The sequence below is a fragment of the Streptomyces sp. CT34 genome (genome assembly GCF_000805335.1).
GTDB lineage: Bacteria > Actinomycetota > Actinomycetes > Streptomycetales > Streptomycetaceae > Streptomyces.
Window position 1 is genome coordinate 6946373 of sequence record NZ_KN708638.1, and the last position, 15402, is coordinate 6961774.

Genomic DNA, 15402 nt, shown 5'->3' on the forward strand with positions numbered 1-15402 from the left:
CACGTCAGTTTTCATGAACCCACGCAACTTTGGATGGCGGAGAGGGCGATCAGGTCGCTGTGCGCCACCCCGGGGCTGGCGTCGGCGGGTGGGGTGGGAATGAGGCGGTCGTCGGCGGGGTGGGCGTGCGCGACGATGACGTGTTGCAGGTACCGGAACCCGGCGGTGCGGGCACAGGCGATGAGGGAGCCGAGCGGGTCGGTGAGAATGCCCTCGTCCCGACGCTGGCGCGTGGCCAGCAGCAGTCCGTCGGCGGGCAGGAGCCGGTGCGCACGGTGAAAGAAGCCGGCCCAGCCGTCTTCCATGGCTCCTGGCATCTCGCTGACCCCGCATACCGGCACCTCGGTGGGGTCCGGGAGGGTGTCGGGGTGGAGTTCGGCGAGCAGCAGCGAGAGCCTGCTGGGGGTGCCGTTGGTGTAGGTGATGACGGGGATGCGCACGTCCATGCCCGGCTCGGTGTCCCGTACGGAGATCTTGAGCAGGGGTGCGGGCTGTTGACCGGGCCGGGTGGTGAACACGGTCCGGATGCGCTCGATGGCCCAGTCGGGCAGCACGGTGCCCGGAGCTGGTGCGGCGTGCGGCTGGTCGGGGGCGGGGAGCCAGATGGTCGTCGGCAAGGGACGTGCGATACGCGGACGAGCGGGGTCCGTGGTGCGGCGTGGGGTGGTGGACATTGACAGGTGGCGCCCGAAAAGCGGGACCGGTCCGTCTGGTGCTGACGTGAAGTAATAGAGAGGCGACCGGCCGGATTTGACATCGCGCGGCGTGCGTGTTCGATCCGGCGACGCGGCAGCAGGCTGACCGAGTCATCGTGGCTCTGGTCGCTGGCTTGGTTGCCTTTTCCCAGCTCAGCCGCATGACGAGCCAGTGTCGAGCCATCAGCGAACCACTGCCGAGCCACCCGTGCGAGCAACCCGAAAGGCGGCCAGGCACACGGCACGAAGTTCTTCTTTGTTCGATATCAAAATGGCGGTAGCTACATGACTGACAGCGGCCAAGATCGTTTCCCCGCGTACGGTTACCGATTCCCTGTGGGCGGTCCCCGCTGGCGGCCACTTACGCTCCCCGCGCTCGGGCTACTGAACACGGTCAGTCATCGCCGAAGTGCCGTCGTGCCGCCCGCACCGTCGCGGCGACACCCTCCAGGGCCATCCGTAGGCACTGCGTATGCCAACGACGGGAGGGAGGGGAAGAGTTCCTCCCGCTGAGGCGACGATGTCCGAGTTCGTGAGAGGAGCACGGTGTGAGTTGGCAGCCGTATGTGGATGGCAACCTTGTAGGCAGCGGCAAGATCGGGAATGCTGCGATCTACGGTCTCGATGGTGGGCAGTGGGCGGCCAGTAGGGGCTTCGCTCTCTCGCCCGAAGAATTCCATGAGATCAAGGCCGGGTTCGACGATCCTGCCGTCTTGCTTGCGGGAGGCGTGCACGTCGCGGGCACGAAGTACCTAGCGATCGAGGTGGACGCGACCCGCGTTCACGGTAAGCGGGGAGCCGCCGGGGTGCTCGCCGAGAAGACGAAGAAGGCAGTCGTCATCGGCGTCTACAACGAAAACACTCAGCCGGGCGAGGCGAACAAGGTTGTGGGCGGTGTCGTCGATTACCTCAGGAGTGCCGGTTTCTGAGGCGCCGGAACTGAGTAGGGGCGGCGGCTGACGCAGGGACCGCTGCCTCCTTCTGGCCGCCGGTCGACGAGCAGCGCGCCGCAGTGAAGGCGGCGCCGCCCCGGCGCCGACAACTGCCCTGCCTTCAGCCTCTGAGGGCAGTCCGGGCGGTTCCGTATCGCCCTGTGCCAGCCGATCAGGGGCGGAGCTGGCCATCGTCACTGAGTGTGAAATTCGACATGGCCAAGTGACTCCCCATCAGGTGGCCGTGTGTGGGGAAAACCAAAGGCTCTGATCAACATTTCGGGATGACCGAGCGTGACCGGCTGTCAGTTCGCTCTTTGAGCTGATGTGTTGCGTGATCACATAGTTGATGTGCTGCTGCCGCATCTGACGGCGGTGGCCATAGAGGACATCCAGGTCATCGGTGCGGGGGTGCGGATCACCGCCTTGGTTGCCGCGGATACTTCACGGTGTCCGGGCTGCGGGACGCAATCGCACCGTGTCCATGACCGATACCGTCGGCGGCTTGCCGATGTCGCGACCGGCGGCCGGCCGGTGACGATATACCTGACGGTCCGCCGGTTCCGATGCGGGGAGCCCTCGTGTGCGCGTCGGACCTTCGCCGAGCAGGTCGAGGGACTCAGCTTCCGGTATGGCCGGCGAAGCCAGCTCCAGCAGGCGATGCCGGTGGCGATCGGCCGCCTCCTGGCTGGGTGAGCCGGTGCCCGTCTCGCCGGCCATCAGGCGGCGGTAGACCTCGCCCGCGCCGCAGGCGGCGAGTACGGCGCCTACAACCACCCCGACGGCGGCGCCGTCGTATGGATCACCCTCCCCGCCCTTCCACCGCCGCCCAGGTCCTCTTGATGCACCCCAAGCGCCATGCCCTCTGCTTGCCATGGGCGCCGCTATTCGCGGAGGCGGACTCCTTTGACGGCGGTGTCGAAGGCCGGCCGATATCGGTCCCATTGTTCATTCGGCGCGGAGAGGTAGATCACGTACTGAGTGCCGTCGGCGCCGCTGAAGGCCAGCTCCACTGCCCGGTACCCCCGTGCTCTGCCCTGGAACGTGAACTCCCAGTACCCCGCGGGTCGTCCCCGGAACGTCGTGGGGCCCATCCTGACCCGTTCGTAGCCCGGGTTGTCGCGACGCGTCTGGGCTTCTTCGGTCTCCCGCCAGTGCCGAAGAGGATCCTCGCCCGCGAACTCGACGACGTCGATCCTCAGGCTGGCCAGCCCGGAGATGTAGGCGACCTCACCGCCAGGCATGTTCCGGAAGGTCCAACCGTCCTGCACAGGGAAGGAGAAGCCCTGGCCCGCCTTCTCAAGGTGGTACCCGCGGGGCAGCGGTGGGAGTGATGACGGCGACGAAGGACCAGGGCCCGGCGGGTGGCCGGAGGCGCCTGCCCCCGACGGGTGCGCGCTCGGCGAGGCTTCCCCACCCCCGGGCCAGAGCAGCGCACCGCCCGTCGCGATTGCGGCCGCCACCACCGTCGAGACCATCCACAGCGCCATACGGCGGCCCCGCTTGCCCCCTGGCACCGGAACCGCCGGGCTGGCCTCACGGGCCTCCGACCGCGTGGGTGGGTCGAGGGGAATGGCTTCCGTTCCGGGCGCGAGGCCCAGGAGGCGTTCGGCCTCATGGGCGTCCATGCGCCGGTCGGGTTCCTTCACCAGCAGGCCCTCGATCACCGGTGTGAGGTGCCCGGCGTTGCTTGGCGGCGGGCACTCCTCGGTGGCGATGGCGTACGCCGTCTCGATCGCGGTGTCCCGCTGGAAGGGTGTGCGTCCTTGGACCGCCTGGTACAGCATGGCTCCCAGGGCCCACAGGTCGCAGGCGGGGCCGGGCTCGGCGATCCCGGGCCGGAGGCGTTCCGGCGCCAGGTACTGGATCGAGCCGACCAGCTCGCCGGTCTTGGTCAGTGACGGTGCTCCGGGCTCCACGGCGATCCCGAAGTCGGTGAGGACGATCCGCCCGTCGTTCCCCAGGAGAACGTTGGCGGGCTTGACGTCCCGGTGCAGCACTCCGACGTCGTGCGCGGCGCGCAACGCGGCGGCCATGGCCCGGCCGATCCGGGCCGCCTCGCCGGGTGGCACGGTATTCTGCCGCTTCAGAACGTCGCTCAGTGTGACCGAGGGTATGTACTCCATGACGATGCACGGCAGCCCCTCGTCGTCGACAACATCGTGCACAACGATCACGTTGGGGTGGGTGATCCGGGCGGCACTTCGGGCCTCCCGGCGGGTGCGCTCGTAGAGCCGCTGGACCTCGTCGTCGTGCAAGTGCAGCGGAACGTGAAGTTTCTTCACCGCGACGTACCGGCCGAGCAACTCATCCTCGGCCCGCCACACGGTGCCCATCCCGCCACGGCCCACATGCTCCGCCAACCGGTAACGGTCGGCTATGAGCCGCCCCAGATCAGACACCCGTGACCTTCACTTCCCCGCATGCCCGAGCATGCCCGACAGATTGCGGGAGAACCCTAGACGCGCGCTGGTTGCATGGCCACAGCAGCGGATTCCCCGAGCAGTACGGCGTCCCACCGGCAGCCTCTACCGGTCCCACCAAGGTCGCGTACTGATGGCAATCACAAGGAGGCATGTGGCAGGCCCGTTGGGGCGCGGATCGAGACGAAATCCACTGCATCCTCCCTGTGGTAGCGGAAAAGTGGGTGTTCGGGAGGAATCTGGCGTTCCGCCCGACGTCTCCAACGTAGAGAGTGATTAGGGCAGGATCGGCCCTACATCGATAAAGGGGGGAGGCGCGGCAAAGCCTCCGGCTGGCCGTCGCAGGCAGCTGACCAACAGCAGACCGGGGCCCACAGGCCGTGGCTGTCAGGGACACGGCCCGGGGCCCCGGAACCGTGCATTCCTTGGTCGGACGGCGGCAGCGATGAAGTTCGTGTGCCACCCGCCGACCGGGCTCGGTTGCCCTTCTGCGGGCTACCAGCATTCACGACATATCCCACTATTCTTCTCGTATGCCGAGACCCTTGGGTGATCTGGAAGACGCGGTGATGACGCGGGTCTGGGAGTGGAACCGCCCGGTCACCGTTCGAGAAGTCCTGGAAGATCTCCAGAAGGAACGGTCGATCGCCTACACAACGGTCATGACCGTATTGGACAACCTCCATCAGAAGGGCTGGGTGCGCCGCGAAGCGGAAGGCCGCGCCTATCGCTATAGGGCGGTCTCCACTCGCGCCGCCTACTCGGCCGCACTGATGAACGAAGCATGGTCTGTCAGCGATAACCCCGCTGCCGCTCTTGTGGCGTTCTTCGGCATGATGTCGCCGGAACAACGGCACGCTCTGCGCGATGCCGTACGGATGGTGCAGGGCGACGATCGGGCCGAAGCAGGGGAAGAACAGGCGTCGCCCCCGGAATGCCCAGGGAAACAGGACCAGGAAGAAGAGCCACAGCCCGCTGACGAGAGGGTCCGCTGGCCTTGACCTGGCCGATGACGTGAAACTCGCCCTCCGGATCCGGATACAACAGGTCTACTGGGTGCTGTATTGCAACCAGTCAGCCCAGCTGCCGGTGATCAGGCAGGCGCGAGAAACGTCTCCCGGCCGTGGTTGGGTACCCGCTGAGTCCTGCAGCACCGACCCGGTCGACCGGACCGTCCCGGAGATTCGCCACTTGCCCGGCGCTCTGTGATCCCACCGATCATGACCCCGCGCTGGCTGCTGACCTGGTCCCGATCATCCCAACCAGCAGCCCACCGCTCAGAGGCTGCGGCAGGCGCCTGCCAACACTGGGTGGACACCACGAGCTTCATCACCCGGGTCGTGGCCGACCAGGCCGAGGCCGAGCGGTCCGGCCGGACAGGATCCCGACGACCCTCGCCCGGCCGCGGCCGTTTCTCCGAGCCCGGTACCGCGTCATGGCTTTCTTGCGGGAACTGCCGCACCCGCACCGGCCCGGCGGAGCACACGGTGTCGACCAGCTCCGGCAAGACCTCCGCGAAGCCGGCGGCACCGTGGCCTGCTATCCCGCCCCCCTCGATAGCGTCACGAGGCGGGCGGACGGACTCCCCGACCTCGCCACCGGCTACTGCCGCTTGGTCACCAACTCCCGGGACGTGGCCCGCTACCAGAGCCTGATCCCCCCTGGTCGGACCAGCAGACGGACTACGTCGTGCGTATCCGCCCCGAGCTGATCAACGGTGTCCGGCCGGCGGGGGACGACTGAGGCATATCCATCACGAGCGTTGTCGATAAATACCCGCGAGTCGTGATCACGGCGACGGACTTACCCGACGCCACCGCACCGATGAGCCGGCGTTGCGACCATGCGGTGGCCCGTTGCGGTGGCGTGCCTTGCGTGGCGGGCTGTCGTTAGTGGCGGTGAAGGGGTCCGCCTCGCCCTGGTCCTCCGCTCCGCTGTCGTGGCGGTGCCGGGGCGTTGGGGGACCTTCTTGACCCCAAGTGCCGCTGGCTGTCTGCGTGCTCAACGTGGTGCTTGGGGCCGTCCGCTGTCCGGGGCAGGGACTACGGATTTGCACCGTTCGACGGTGATGTTGATGCTCGCCCAGGACATCGATCGCTGGCTGCGGGGGCGAGCAGGCCGGGTACGGCAGCGCAGTAGCGCCGGCAGTCGCCTTCACGGCCCCGTCCGACGATTCCGCAGGGGTTGCCTCCCGGCTGCAGCCGCCCCGCCCTGTGGCGCCGTGGAGAGGCCCCGGATGGTGTCCCGCACGGGCACCGCAGCCTAGACTTGCAGAGTTCTTCAATTCGCAAGATGTCGTAGTGGTCAATCGCGTCGCCGTGTGGAGGTCTGGGTGGGCGGCTTTGCCGAAGCAGTGCAGGAGCGGGTACGGCGGGCGCGGGCCGCTGTCGCGGCGGCGTACGAAGCCGAGGACGCGTACGAAGTGTCGGTGGCCGAGGACGAGCTGGACGACGCGCTGCGGGTAGCACGCGGCCTTGGCGTGGATCCCGATGCCGCCCCGGAGGCGGAGAACGGAGGCGCGGGATGAACCGGATGCAGGTTCCGCTGTATCAGGCGAAGGCGGAGTTCTTCCGGATGCTGGGGCATCCGGTCCGTATCCGCGTGCTGGAACTGCTGCAGGACGGGCCGAAGCCGGTGCGGGAACTGCTGGCGGCGATCGAGGTGGAGCCGTCCAGCCTTTCGCAGCAGCTGGCGGTGTTGCGCCGGGCGGGGATCGTGACCGCAACGCGAGGCGGGTCAACGGTGGTGTACGAGCTGGCGGGCGGGGATGTGGCGGAATTGCTGGGGGCGGCGCGGCGGATCCTGGTGGAGCTGCTGGCCGGGCAGCAGGGCCTGCTCACCGAGCTTCGGGAGTCCGGCGCGGGTGTGCGCGAGGGGGCGTCGTGAGGTGGGTGGGCCGGTTCCTGCCGCGGCGGCGGCAGATCCCGTCTGATGCGGCCTGTGAGCACGCGGTGCCGCAGGTGCGGCGGCATGTGTTCACCGTGCCCGTCCGGCCCGGTGCGGTCCGCGTCGCCCGGTCGGAGGCTGCCACGAAGCTTGCCGAGTTCGGTATCACCCCGAGTTCCTTGCTGTCGGACGCGGCGCTGCTGGTGGTCAGCGAGCTGGTGGCCAATGTGCTGCGCCATGCCGCGGACCGGTCGCCCACGGCGGATGTCGGGGTCACGGTCGGCGCGGGGCAGCTCGTGATCGGCGTTGCCGACCACGACCCTCGGATCCCGATAGTGGAGGGCGATGCGGTGGGTGCGGGTCTGCGGACCGTTGCCGAACTGACCGCGCGGTTCGGTGGCACGCTCACGGTCGAGCCCGACTGGGCCGGCCAGGGCAAGGATGTCCTGGCCCGCTTCCTCATCCCCGGTGCTGATGCCCGGTGAGCCGCGGCGGATGGAGGCCCTTTCCATGTGCTTTGAGATCACGTACCTGCATGCCGACGGCGACTGTCCGTCGCATGAGGCGGGCCTCGACGAGATCGCCATGCTGGTCGAGTGTGCCGGCCGGACGGGGGGGCCGGTCCGCATACACCCCGTCATCGGACCACCGAGCCTTGATATCCAACACGCCCAGGAGAGCAGCCATGCCTGACGACCAGGTCGACGACCAGTCCATACCCGAACCGTCTTTCGGCGGTGGGATGTCCGAGGAGCGCAAGGAGCGGGGCGCGTCCTGGCGGGTGTTCCTCTACATCGCCGGCAGCCACCTCCTGTTGGGGTTCATGGCGCTCCTGTTCTACCTCGGCAGTCACGCCGGAAAGTAGCCGTCACGGTGCCCCGGTGGTACGGGAGAAGGGAAGGCGGAGACGGTGATCGCTGTCGTGGGTCATGCGGATCTCACCCCGCAGACACTGAAGCTGCTGGAGGCCGAGCTGAGCGACAGACTCCAGCGTCTGGCGCAGCCTGGGTCGATGGTCCTGGTACGGGCCGGTTGTGGGTTGCCTGTTGCGGCGGGGCGGGCCGCGCGCAGGGCCCGCCTGCCCTTGGTGGTGGTGCTGCCTTCGCAGGACGCGGTGCCCGCGCTCCTTTCGGGGCGCGACCAGGCGGCGGCTGGGGAGCTGCTGTTCCTCGCCGCGCATGTGCGCCTGCTGTCGTACGACCCCGCGGACCGGGACGCGTGCGTGAGCGCCGATGAACGTCTGGTCTGCTCCAGCTCTCAGCTGCTGGCGGTCTGGGACGGCTCGCCTGCTCATGACCAGGACGCCACGGCTGACGTGATCGCCTACGCCCACGGCCGGCGCATTGCGACCGAGACTCTCTGGGCGCCCGGCTACGCCCGCTACAGCACGCTGCCCTTGCCTGAGGAGCCGTCGTGAACGCCGCGCCGCTGGGTCCCGCGCGCAGGGTCGACCTCTCCAGTCAGGAGTGTATGGAGCTGCTGGCCTCGGTCACGGTGGGCCGTGTGGTCTTCTCGCATCACGCGCTGCCCGCCGTCTGTCTGGTTTCTCACCTCATCGACGACGGTTGTGTGGTGATCCGCGCCCACCAGGACGCGTCCTTGGTGGGATCGGCCTCGGTTTGCGGTGTTGTCGCGTATGAGGCCGACGTGCTCGCCCCGGCCACCCGGACCGGATGGAGCGTGGTCGTCACGGGTAGGACGAGCCTGGTGCGTGCCTCGGCGGAACTGGCCTGCTACCGGAGGCTGTTGACTCATTGGGCCGACGGTGGCGGTGGCGTGGACCAGGTCGTACGCATCAGCCCGGACATCGTCACCGGCTACCGACTGGTTGGCACCGGACCCGTGTTGACGTAGTGGGCTTCGCCTGCGCCGGCTTGCCGCCGGCCTGGCCCGCCTCGTCGTCAGAGGTCGTTGCCGGCGTAGGAGAGGTTGAAACTCTTATTGGTCAGGGGGAAGTCGGGGACGATCGTGTCATTGAGGGCGAGGGGGAGCGCGGGCCAGTTGAAGAAGGAGGGGTCGACGGGTTTGACTCGGGCCAGGGTGTGGTCGGGGTTGGTTTCGACGCGGGTGGTGATGGTGCCGCGCCAGCCCTCGACGATGCCCACGCCGGAGCCCGGGGCCTCCGGGTCCGGGAGGGGTGGCCAGGTGGTGGTCGCGCCGGGGTGCAGGCTGTCGGCCAGATGGTTGATCAGGGCTGTGGAGGCGTCGATCTCCTCGGCGCGGACGAGGAAGCGGGCCAGGACATCGCCGCGGGTATGCACGGGGACCGTAGGTGGCTGGTTGTCGGTGTGGAAGGGGTGGGCGGTGCGGGCGTCGGTGGGCAGGCCGCTGGCGCGGGCGATGTAGCCGAGGCAGCCAAGGTCGCGGGCGGCGGTGGTGGTCAGGTGGGCGGTGCCGGTGAAGCGGTCGCGGATGGTGGAGTGGGCCAGGGCGAGGTCGGCGATCTGGCGGATGTCGTCGCGAACGGCGCGCATTCGGGCGGGGTCGGGGAGGGCGCGCAGGACGGCGCCGCCACCCCCACGCCGACCAGGACGAGCCCCATGTTCTCGCTCGTCGAATACGCCAGCAGCCGCTTGAGATCCGAAGCCATCGCCGCCTGCAAGATCCCATACACCGCCGACACGGCGCCGACCGCGATCAGCCCCAGCCACCACCACATCGGCCCACCGCCCAGCAGGTCGAAACCCACCCGCACGATCCCGTAGATCCCGAGATTGACCATCGCCGCGCTCATCAACGCCGAGACGTGACTGGGGGCTTCGGGGTGAGCGCGCGGCAGCCAGGCGTGCAGCGGAACCGCCCCGGCCTTCGAGGCGAACCCGGACGCCACCGCGACGAACACCACCGAGCGCATCGACGGCGACATCCCCGCCGCCCCGGCTCGCAGCTCGGCAAAGCTCTGCCCTCCGGCCTGCGCGGCGAACAGTGCCAGGCCGATGAGCAGCAGCACCAGCCCCAGATGGGTCATCACCGCGTACCACAGCCCGGCGTGCCGTACCGAGGCCCTCTCCTGGTGCTCGGCCAGCACCCCCCGCCCCCGCGGTGCAGGCCCCCACCGCCGCCGCCCGCCCCCGACCGCGCACCAGCATCCCGGCCACGGCGCCCGCACTGGCCAGCGCGGACGCCGCGCCGAGTGCGGGCCCGATCACGCTCATCGGCCGGTCACGGTCCGCAGCGCTGCCACGATCTCCTCAGGCCGTGGCGGACATCCCCGCACTTCCACATCCACCGGCACCACGTCGCCGACCGCCCCCTCGACCCCGTACCCCCCAGCGAACTCACCGCAGTTGACGGCGCAGTCCCCCACCGCGACCACCACCCGGGGCTCGGGCATCGCGGCAACGGTACGGCGCAGTGGCTCGGCCATGTTCCGCGTCACCGGGCCGGTCACCAGCGCCACATCCGCATGCCGGGGCGAGGCCACCATCCGGGCGCCGTACCGCTCGGCGTCATACACCGGATTGAACGCCGCCGCGATCTCGATCTCACAGCCATTGCACGAGCCGGCGTCGATGCATCGCACCTGCGCGGAGCCACCCAGCGCCCGGGCCGCGGGCAAGGGAGTGGCCGTGGGCCGCGGCGGAGCGGGCTCCGCCACCCGCCCGGTGTCACAGATCTTGCGCAGCAGGCTCATCACAGACTCCTACACGTCAGCAATTCCGGTGCCTCACGATGCGCGGAGCGGCCGTCCCCCTTGCTGCCACCAGAGCGCGGGATCACGCTCGGAGAACGGCCGCCGTTTTAGGGGTTACGACGGTGCGCGGCCCGGCGGGTTCGGCTCCGACGTGGCGGCCCGCAGGTCCGCCAGCAGCTCGGCCTGCCCGGCCAGCACCCCCGTGAGGATGGTGCGCGCCACCTTGAGCAGCTCCGCAACATGAGGACTGGTCAACGAGTAATAGACGGTCGACCCCTCCTTGCGGGTGACGACCAAATTGGCGCGCCTGAGAACCGCGAGCTGCTGGGACAGATACGCCGGCTCCACATCGATCTGCGTCAGCATCTCCGAGACCGCGTGCTCCCGCTCGCTCAGCAGCTCCAGTACCCGAATCCGCACCGGATGCCCCAGGGTCTTGAAGAACTCCGCCTTCAGCTGATACAGCGGCGCACTCACCGGACCAGCCTCCCGCCAGTCCTCGACGGCCACAGTGACCGCTCTCCCGCGCATCGAGTCCACCCATTCGTCAACGTCATAGGGCCATCCTCGCCGAGCATGTCCGGCGTCATGACCTCTCTAATTGCTAAAGTTAGCAACTCTAGAAGTCTTTGGAGGGAGATTCGTGCGGATCACACCCCTGCGCGGCGCGGGCGCCGTTCTGCTCAAGTGCCCCGACCCGGCCTGCGGCCTGACCTGCCGCCCCACCGCCTTGGCTGCGCAGGGCCGTTGTCCCGCCTGCGGCCACGACCGCATGATCCGGCTGGACCTCGCCCGGGGCGGCTATGGGGCCGTGGCTTCTGTGTCGCAAAACCGTCAGGCGAGGGCATGAGCCTGGACTGGCAGTACGCCACCCACCGCGACCTGACGGTCCTGACACTGACCGGTCACCTCGGCGGTGAAGCCACCGCCCGCTTCGCCGGCGCCGTCTCCTGGGTCCGGGCCCGCAGCGCCGCCGGATCGATACTTCTGGACCTCACCGGCCTGGTCAGCTGGGACGCCGAGGGTGAAGCCGCAGTCGTGGACGCCGCCCACCGCCTCGGCACCGAAGACCGGCCACTGGTCCTGTGCGGCACAGGCGACCTGCCCACCCCCGCCTTCTCCGCCCACCAGCCGCGGCTGATCGTCTACCCGGACCTCGACACTGCTCTGGACTCCCTCACTCCCGAGGGCTGAGAACCTCCTCCCTCGGTGCGGAGAGGCGAGGGGGATGCACCCGGCAGCGGCGTCTACTCCGGTGGTGCCGCTGCCGGGCCCGCCTCCCTCACGCAAGAGGCAGGACGGCAAGGCGTAGTCCGGCAGGACGCGACAGGACTGAATTGTCTGCGCCGACCGGCACACTGCACGGCATGACACCGTGGAACCTGATCGATATCGACCGTGCCTTCCGCGCGAGTTGGGCCGCCGACACCTGCTCACCCGATGACATCGCCGACTGACGGCCCGGCAATCCCGCCCGGGGTCATTGCGACATCACGGCCCTCGTCGTCCATGACCTCTTCGGCGGCGCCCTCGTGCTCGGCGATGTGCACGATGCCGGGCAGCCGGCCGGCTACCTCTGGTGGAACCGCCTGCCCAGCGGCATCGATCTCGACCTCACCTTGGAGCAGTTCACCGGCGGACAGACCGTCACCGGCGCACGCGTCGTCCAACGGCCCGTCGGCCCGCTGCCCCGCCGCTGGGAGGAGTACCTGCTCCTGCGCGACCGCGTCGCCACCCACCTCGGCCCCCTGCCCGCACCTACGGCCCCGCAGGCGAGCCGTGGTTGATCAGGGCATCGTCGGCCAGCCGGCAGTACGCCACTGCTGGCGCGCGCCCGGGGCACCCGCCGCGGGATGGGCGGCCACGGCGGTATTCAGGTCGTGATGTACGGGCAGGGGCGGGCAGGTGTCATCGGGGACGAGGGAGCCGTCCGCGGGAATCGCGGCGAGTTCCAACGGCCTGCCATGTGCGGCCAGTTGCCGGGCGGCCTCGACGATCGCGCTCTGCCCGGCCACCGTCCACCCCTCAAGCGCGGTCAAGTCCAAGACCACCGGGCCCGCCCCGTGTGCCAGCACCCAGCTAATGGCGCCTGCGAAGCGGTCGGTGTCCTGCGCGTCGAGGTAGCCGGCCAGCGAGAGGATGCCCAGGTCATCGTCGCTCGTGTAGCGCCACTGGATCGTCATGGTCTCTCCGCGATTCTTCTTCCCTGTGCGGGTGTGATGAGGTCAGGTCACAGCGGCAGGGTGATCCATACGGCCTTGCCGCCGCCGTCCGCGTCCGGCCGCACCGTCCAGGTGCCGCCCCGCTCGGCGGTGACCTCGGCGACGGTGGCCAGCCCTCCGGGACTCTGCGGGAAGCTCAGCGGATCGGGCGCGTAGGGGTGGCGGTCGTGGACGGCGAAGGCCAGTACGTCGGCGCCTGCCGCGAAGGTGACGGTGATCTGAGGCGAGTACTCAGCGGCGTGCTGGACGCTGTTGGTGACCAGCTCGCTGAGCACCAACAGGGCCGGCCCCAAGACGGGATGCTGGAGACTGATGCGCCAACCCTCATAGGTCAACTCAGCCGTTTCGCGAGCCAGCCGGACCGAGGCGGGAACATTCGGCGCAACGAGCACAGAGCGCATCGGCAGGGCAACGGGTTGGGTAGTCACCGGGACGCAGGCCCCCGCATGCCGGGCGGCGCCTCGGCGTGGTCGGCGGCGCGAGCGAAACGGTAGCCGGTGGCGGTCTGCGGATGGATGCGCAGCAGTGTGTCGTGCGGGCCATGGGCCCAGCCGGACAGGGTACGCAGGTAATGGGCAGCCTCGCTCTGGTCGGCGATGGCCTCGGCCAGTCCGGATACGGTCACCGCCCAGCCGGTGCCCGTGGTCGGATTGATCTGGTCGGCGTGGTAGGTGACAGTGACCCGTGCTGAGAGAGCCGCGGCGGGGACGGGCGCACGGACGATGAGCCGCCCGTACTCCAGGACATGCGAAGCGGGGCGGACTGCGAGCGCGTCCCGCTGCTCGTACATCAGCCGTCCCAGCGAAGCACCTGCGAGCAGGTAGAGGGCCTCCTCGCCGGAGATGTCGACCATACGGCGCACGGCGGTCGGTGGGACAGTCACGGGGTGGCCTCCTCGGCGATCAGGGAAGCGGGTTGTGGCCGTTGAGCGGGGAGGGGAAGGACTCCGGTGCACTGCAGGTGGGCACGGGCGCCTGCGATAGCCTCGGGGGTGGTGGCGTACTCCCGGCCCTCCAGCCGCAGCAGCCCCAACGCACCTACGGAGTCCAGGACTTGATGCTGGCCGGGCCGTATACCGGAGGTCATCACGACGATGCCGCGCCGGTTCAGTTTCTCCACGGCGTCCTTGAGGACCAGCGCCCCGGTGGCATCGATGGTCGTCACCCGCGACATGCGCAGGATGACCACGCGAACGTCGGCGACCTCCGCGAGCTCCAGCAGGAAGCGATGCGCGCCGGCGAAGAACAGCGGCCCGTCGATCCGGTACGCGACGATGTGCTGCGCCAGCAGTGCGTGCTCCTCCTGGCGGTCCTCACCCGGGAGGTGGGGTGCGAAGGAGACCTGTTCCATCCGGGCCTGTTTGGCCACTGCGCGTAGCGCCAGCGCGCCGGCCACCACCAGGCCGATGATGACCGCGTAGACCAGATCCAGGGCCAGGGTGGCCACGGCGGTGAGTACCAGGACGACAGCGTCCGAGCGGGTGGCCAAGACCATCGCGCGTATCGAGCCGACTTCGACCATCCGAATCGCGGTCGCCAGCAGCACGCCCGCCAGTGCCGCAAGCGGGATCTTGGACACCAGTGGCGCGGCGGCGAAGACGATCACGGCGAGGACGGCGGCGTGGGTGAGGGCGGCGAGCCGGGAGCCCGCACCGGTGCGTACGTTGACGGCGGTTCGGGCGATGGCACCGGTCGCCGGGACGCCGCCGAACAGCGGCGCGGCCAGATTCGCCAGCCCCTGCCCGAACAGCTCCCGGTCCGGATCGTGCTTCTGGCCAACTGTCATGCCGTCGGCGACGGATGCCGACAGCAGCGATTCGAGTGCGGCCAGGGCTGCCACCGCCACGGCGGGTGCGAGCAGCGAGCCGAGCGCGGCCGGGTCCAGGAACGACAGCGAAGGTGCGGGCAGGCCGGCCGGGAGGTCGCCGATCGGCTCGGCGGCGTCCAGGTGGAAGAGCTGCGCGGCGAGGGTCGCCGCGATCACCGCGACGATGGAGAAGGGGATGGCCGGCCGCCACCGGGCGCCGATCAGCATCACGGCGGCCACGGCGAGGCCGAGGCCGACGGCGGTCCAGTTGGGGTGCCGTACGAACTCCTCGACCGCGCGCCAGGTCACCACCAGGACCTTGTCGCCCGCCGGCTTGGCGACGCCGAGCGCGCCTGGGACCTGCTGCAGGCCGATCACGCAGGCGATGCCCAGGGTGAAGCCCTCCACCACCGGCGCGGGCACGTACTTCATGTACCGTCCGGCGCGTGCCACGGCGAGCGCGATCAGCAGCACACCGGCGATCAGCCCGACCGAGAGCACGCCGCCGGGCCCGTACTTCGCGAAGATCGGTACGAGCACCACGGTCATCGCGCCGGTCGGGCCCGACACCTGGAGATTCGAACCGCCGAAGACCGCCGCCAGCGCGCCCGCCACGACCGCGGTCGCCAGCCCGGCCTCCGCTCCGAGCCCGGAGGAGACCCCGAAGCCCAGTGCCAGGGGCAGCGCGACGATCGCGACGGTCAGCCCGGCCAACAGATCCCGACGCGGATTGCGGCCCATCGCCGCCAGGTCGGCGCGGGTGGGCAGGAGGGAACGGACCAGGCCCCAGGCCCGGCCCGGCAG

At 69.4% G+C, this 15402-nt stretch carries 21 protein-coding genes and 1 pseudogene; 12 read left to right on the top strand and 10 right to left on the bottom strand.

What is annotated here, in order from left to right; genetic code table 11:
- Positions 1–11 precede the first annotated feature (11 nt).
- Complete coding sequence (locus tag RZ84_RS30305; protein ID WP_241777927.1) at positions 12–617, bottom strand: hypothetical protein; 606 nt, start codon at positions 615–617, stop codon at positions 12–14.
- Between the two features lie 626 nt (positions 618–1243).
- On the opposite strand from RZ84_RS30305, the gene RZ84_RS30310 reads away from it, so the two are divergent.
- The gene (locus tag RZ84_RS30310) at positions 1244–1624 is read left to right on the top strand and encodes a profilin (protein ID WP_043267490.1); all 381 of its coding nucleotides are present in this window, start codon (positions 1244–1246) and stop codon (positions 1622–1624) included.
- Between the two features lie 414 nt (positions 1625–2038).
- Positions 2039–2323 carry a transposase family protein gene (locus tag RZ84_RS30315; RefSeq protein WP_241778105.1) on the top strand — a complete coding sequence of 95 codons (285 nt, stop codon included), beginning with the start codon at positions 2039–2041 and terminating at the stop codon, positions 2321–2323.
- A gap of 188 nt (positions 2324–2511) precedes the next feature.
- Here RZ84_RS30315 and RZ84_RS30320 read toward each other — a convergent pair whose 3' ends face one another.
- Entirely contained in the window at positions 2512–4029 is a 1518-nt protein-coding gene (locus RZ84_RS30320) for a serine/threonine-protein kinase (RefSeq protein WP_043267491.1), read from the bottom strand.
- A gap of 554 nt (positions 4030–4583) precedes the next feature.
- Here RZ84_RS30320 and RZ84_RS30325 point away from each other — a divergent pair.
- From RZ84_RS30325 to RZ84_RS30360, 8 genes are all read left to right on the top strand, one after another.
- Positions 4584–5051, top strand: a complete 468-nt coding sequence (locus RZ84_RS30325; RefSeq protein ID WP_078894358.1) for a BlaI/MecI/CopY family transcriptional regulator — start codon at positions 4584–4586, stop codon at positions 5049–5051.
- A 1319-nt stretch (positions 5052–6370) separates the two neighbouring features.
- Positions 6371–6577, top strand: coding sequence for a hypothetical protein (locus tag RZ84_RS30330; protein ID WP_241777928.1), 207 nt, complete (start codon positions 6371–6373; stop codon positions 6575–6577).
- Between the two features lie 5 nt (positions 6578–6582).
- Positions 6583–6936 (top strand): ArsR/SmtB family transcription factor, encoded by a 354-nt coding sequence (locus RZ84_RS30335; RefSeq protein WP_043271277.1) that lies wholly within the window; start codon positions 6583–6585, stop codon positions 6934–6936.
- Positions 6933–7421, top strand: a complete 489-nt coding sequence (locus RZ84_RS30340) for an ATP-binding protein (protein WP_241777929.1) — start codon at positions 6933–6935, stop codon at positions 7419–7421. Before RZ84_RS30335 ends, RZ84_RS30340 begins: the two co-directional genes overlap by 4 nt.
- 25 nt (positions 7422–7446) lie before the next feature.
- Positions 7447–7629, top strand: a complete 183-nt coding sequence (locus RZ84_RS30345; RefSeq protein ID WP_157878955.1) for a hypothetical protein — start codon at positions 7447–7449, stop codon at positions 7627–7629.
- Positions 7622–7801 carry a DUF6126 family protein gene (locus RZ84_RS30350; RefSeq protein WP_043267495.1) on the top strand — a complete coding sequence of 60 codons (180 nt, stop codon included), beginning with the start codon at positions 7622–7624 and terminating at the stop codon, positions 7799–7801. The genes RZ84_RS30345 and RZ84_RS30350 overlap by 8 nt, the downstream gene beginning before the upstream one ends.
- Before the next feature lie 57 nt (positions 7802–7858).
- Entirely contained in the window at positions 7859–8353 is a 495-nt protein-coding gene (locus RZ84_RS30355; protein WP_078894801.1) for a hypothetical protein, read from the top strand.
- Complete coding sequence (locus RZ84_RS30360) at positions 8350–8790, top strand: pyridoxamine 5'-phosphate oxidase family protein (RefSeq protein WP_043267499.1); 441 nt, start codon at positions 8350–8352, stop codon at positions 8788–8790. The genes RZ84_RS30355 and RZ84_RS30360 overlap by 4 nt, the downstream gene beginning before the upstream one ends.
- Before the next feature lie 47 nt (positions 8791–8837).
- Here RZ84_RS30360 and RZ84_RS30365 read toward each other — a convergent pair whose 3' ends face one another.
- From RZ84_RS30365 to RZ84_RS30375, 4 genes are all read right to left on the bottom strand, one after another.
- Complete coding sequence (locus tag RZ84_RS30365; protein ID WP_078894360.1) at positions 8838–9410, bottom strand: NADH-quinone oxidoreductase subunit D-related protein; 573 nt, start codon at positions 9408–9410, stop codon at positions 8838–8840.
- A complete protein-coding gene (locus RZ84_RS37270; protein ID WP_241777930.1) occupies positions 9317–9886 on the bottom strand; it encodes a proton-conducting transporter transmembrane domain-containing protein in 570 nt (189 codons plus the stop codon). The genes RZ84_RS30365 and RZ84_RS37270 overlap by 94 nt, the downstream gene beginning before the upstream one ends.
- A 201-nt stretch (positions 9887–10087) precedes the next feature.
- Entirely contained in the window at positions 10088–10570 is a 483-nt protein-coding gene (locus RZ84_RS30370) for an NADH-quinone oxidoreductase subunit B family protein (protein ID WP_043267501.1), read from the bottom strand.
- Between the two features lie 114 nt (positions 10571–10684).
- A complete protein-coding gene (locus RZ84_RS30375) occupies positions 10685–11047 on the bottom strand; it encodes an ArsR/SmtB family transcription factor (RefSeq protein ID WP_043271283.1) in 363 nt (120 codons plus the stop codon).
- 369 nt (positions 11048–11416) lie between these two features.
- On the opposite strand from RZ84_RS30375, the gene RZ84_RS30380 reads away from it, so the two are divergent.
- Complete coding sequence (locus RZ84_RS30380; RefSeq protein ID WP_043267503.1) at positions 11417–11764, top strand: STAS domain-containing protein; 348 nt, start codon at positions 11417–11419, stop codon at positions 11762–11764.
- A gap of 173 nt (positions 11765–11937) precedes the next feature.
- Positions 11938–12357: pseudogene (locus RZ84_RS30385) on the top strand (hypothetical protein).
- Here RZ84_RS30385 and RZ84_RS38440 read toward each other — a convergent pair.
- The 4 genes from RZ84_RS38440 to RZ84_RS30405 all read right to left on the bottom strand — a co-directional run bounded on the left by RZ84_RS38440 (position 12358) and on the right by RZ84_RS30405 (position 15339).
- Entirely contained in the window at positions 12358–12753 is a 396-nt protein-coding gene (locus RZ84_RS38440) for an STAS domain-containing protein (RefSeq protein ID WP_043267505.1), read from the bottom strand. It lies immediately after the preceding pseudogene.
- 47 nt (positions 12754–12800) lie between these two features.
- Positions 12801–13085, bottom strand: a complete 285-nt coding sequence (locus tag RZ84_RS30395) for an ATP-binding protein (RefSeq protein WP_347232795.1) — start codon at positions 13083–13085, stop codon at positions 12801–12803.
- Between the two features lie 131 nt (positions 13086–13216).
- On the bottom strand, positions 13217–13675 hold the full coding sequence (locus tag RZ84_RS30400; protein WP_241777931.1) for a pyridoxamine 5'-phosphate oxidase family protein: 459 nt from the start codon (positions 13673–13675) through the stop codon (positions 13217–13219).
- Positions 13672–15339, bottom strand: a complete 1668-nt coding sequence (locus RZ84_RS30405; RefSeq protein WP_241778106.1) for a SulP family inorganic anion transporter — start codon at positions 15337–15339, stop codon at positions 13672–13674. The genes RZ84_RS30400 and RZ84_RS30405 overlap by 4 nt, the downstream gene beginning before the upstream one ends.
- Between the last annotated feature and the right edge of the window lie 63 nt (positions 15340–15402).

Bases quoted from the DNA above. Each gene is read 5' to 3' on its own strand.
- RZ84_RS30325 (WP_078894358.1), top strand. From the start codon at position 4,584: ATGCCGAGACCCTTGGGTGATCTGGAAGACGCGGTGATGACGCGGGTC.
- RZ84_RS30335 (WP_043271277.1), top strand. From the start codon at position 6,583: ATGCAGGTTCCGCTGTATCAGGCGAAGGCGGAGTTCTTCCGGATGCTG.
- RZ84_RS30345 (WP_157878955.1), top strand. From the start codon at position 7,447: ATGTGCTTTGAGATCACGTACCTGCATGCCGACGGCGACTGTCCGTCG.
- RZ84_RS30350 (WP_043267495.1), top strand. From the start codon at position 7,622: ATGCCTGACGACCAGGTCGACGACCAGTCCATACCCGAACCGTCTTTC.
- RZ84_RS30365 (WP_078894360.1), bottom strand. From the start codon at position 9,410: ATGCGCGCCGTTCGCGACGACATCCGCCAGATCGCCGACCTCGCCCTG.
- RZ84_RS30370 (WP_043267501.1), bottom strand. From the start codon at position 10,570: ATGAGCCTGCTGCGCAAGATCTGTGACACCGGGCGGGTGGCGGAGCCC.
- RZ84_RS30380 (WP_043267503.1), top strand. From the start codon at position 11,417: ATGAGCCTGGACTGGCAGTACGCCACCCACCGCGACCTGACGGTCCTG.
- RZ84_RS38440 (WP_043267505.1), bottom strand. From the start codon at position 12,753: ATGACGATCCAGTGGCGCTACACGAGCGACGATGACCTGGGCATCCTC.
- RZ84_RS30405 (WP_241778106.1), bottom strand. From the start codon at position 15,339: ATGGGCCGCAATCCGCGTCGGGATCTGTTGGCCGGGCTGACCGTCGCG.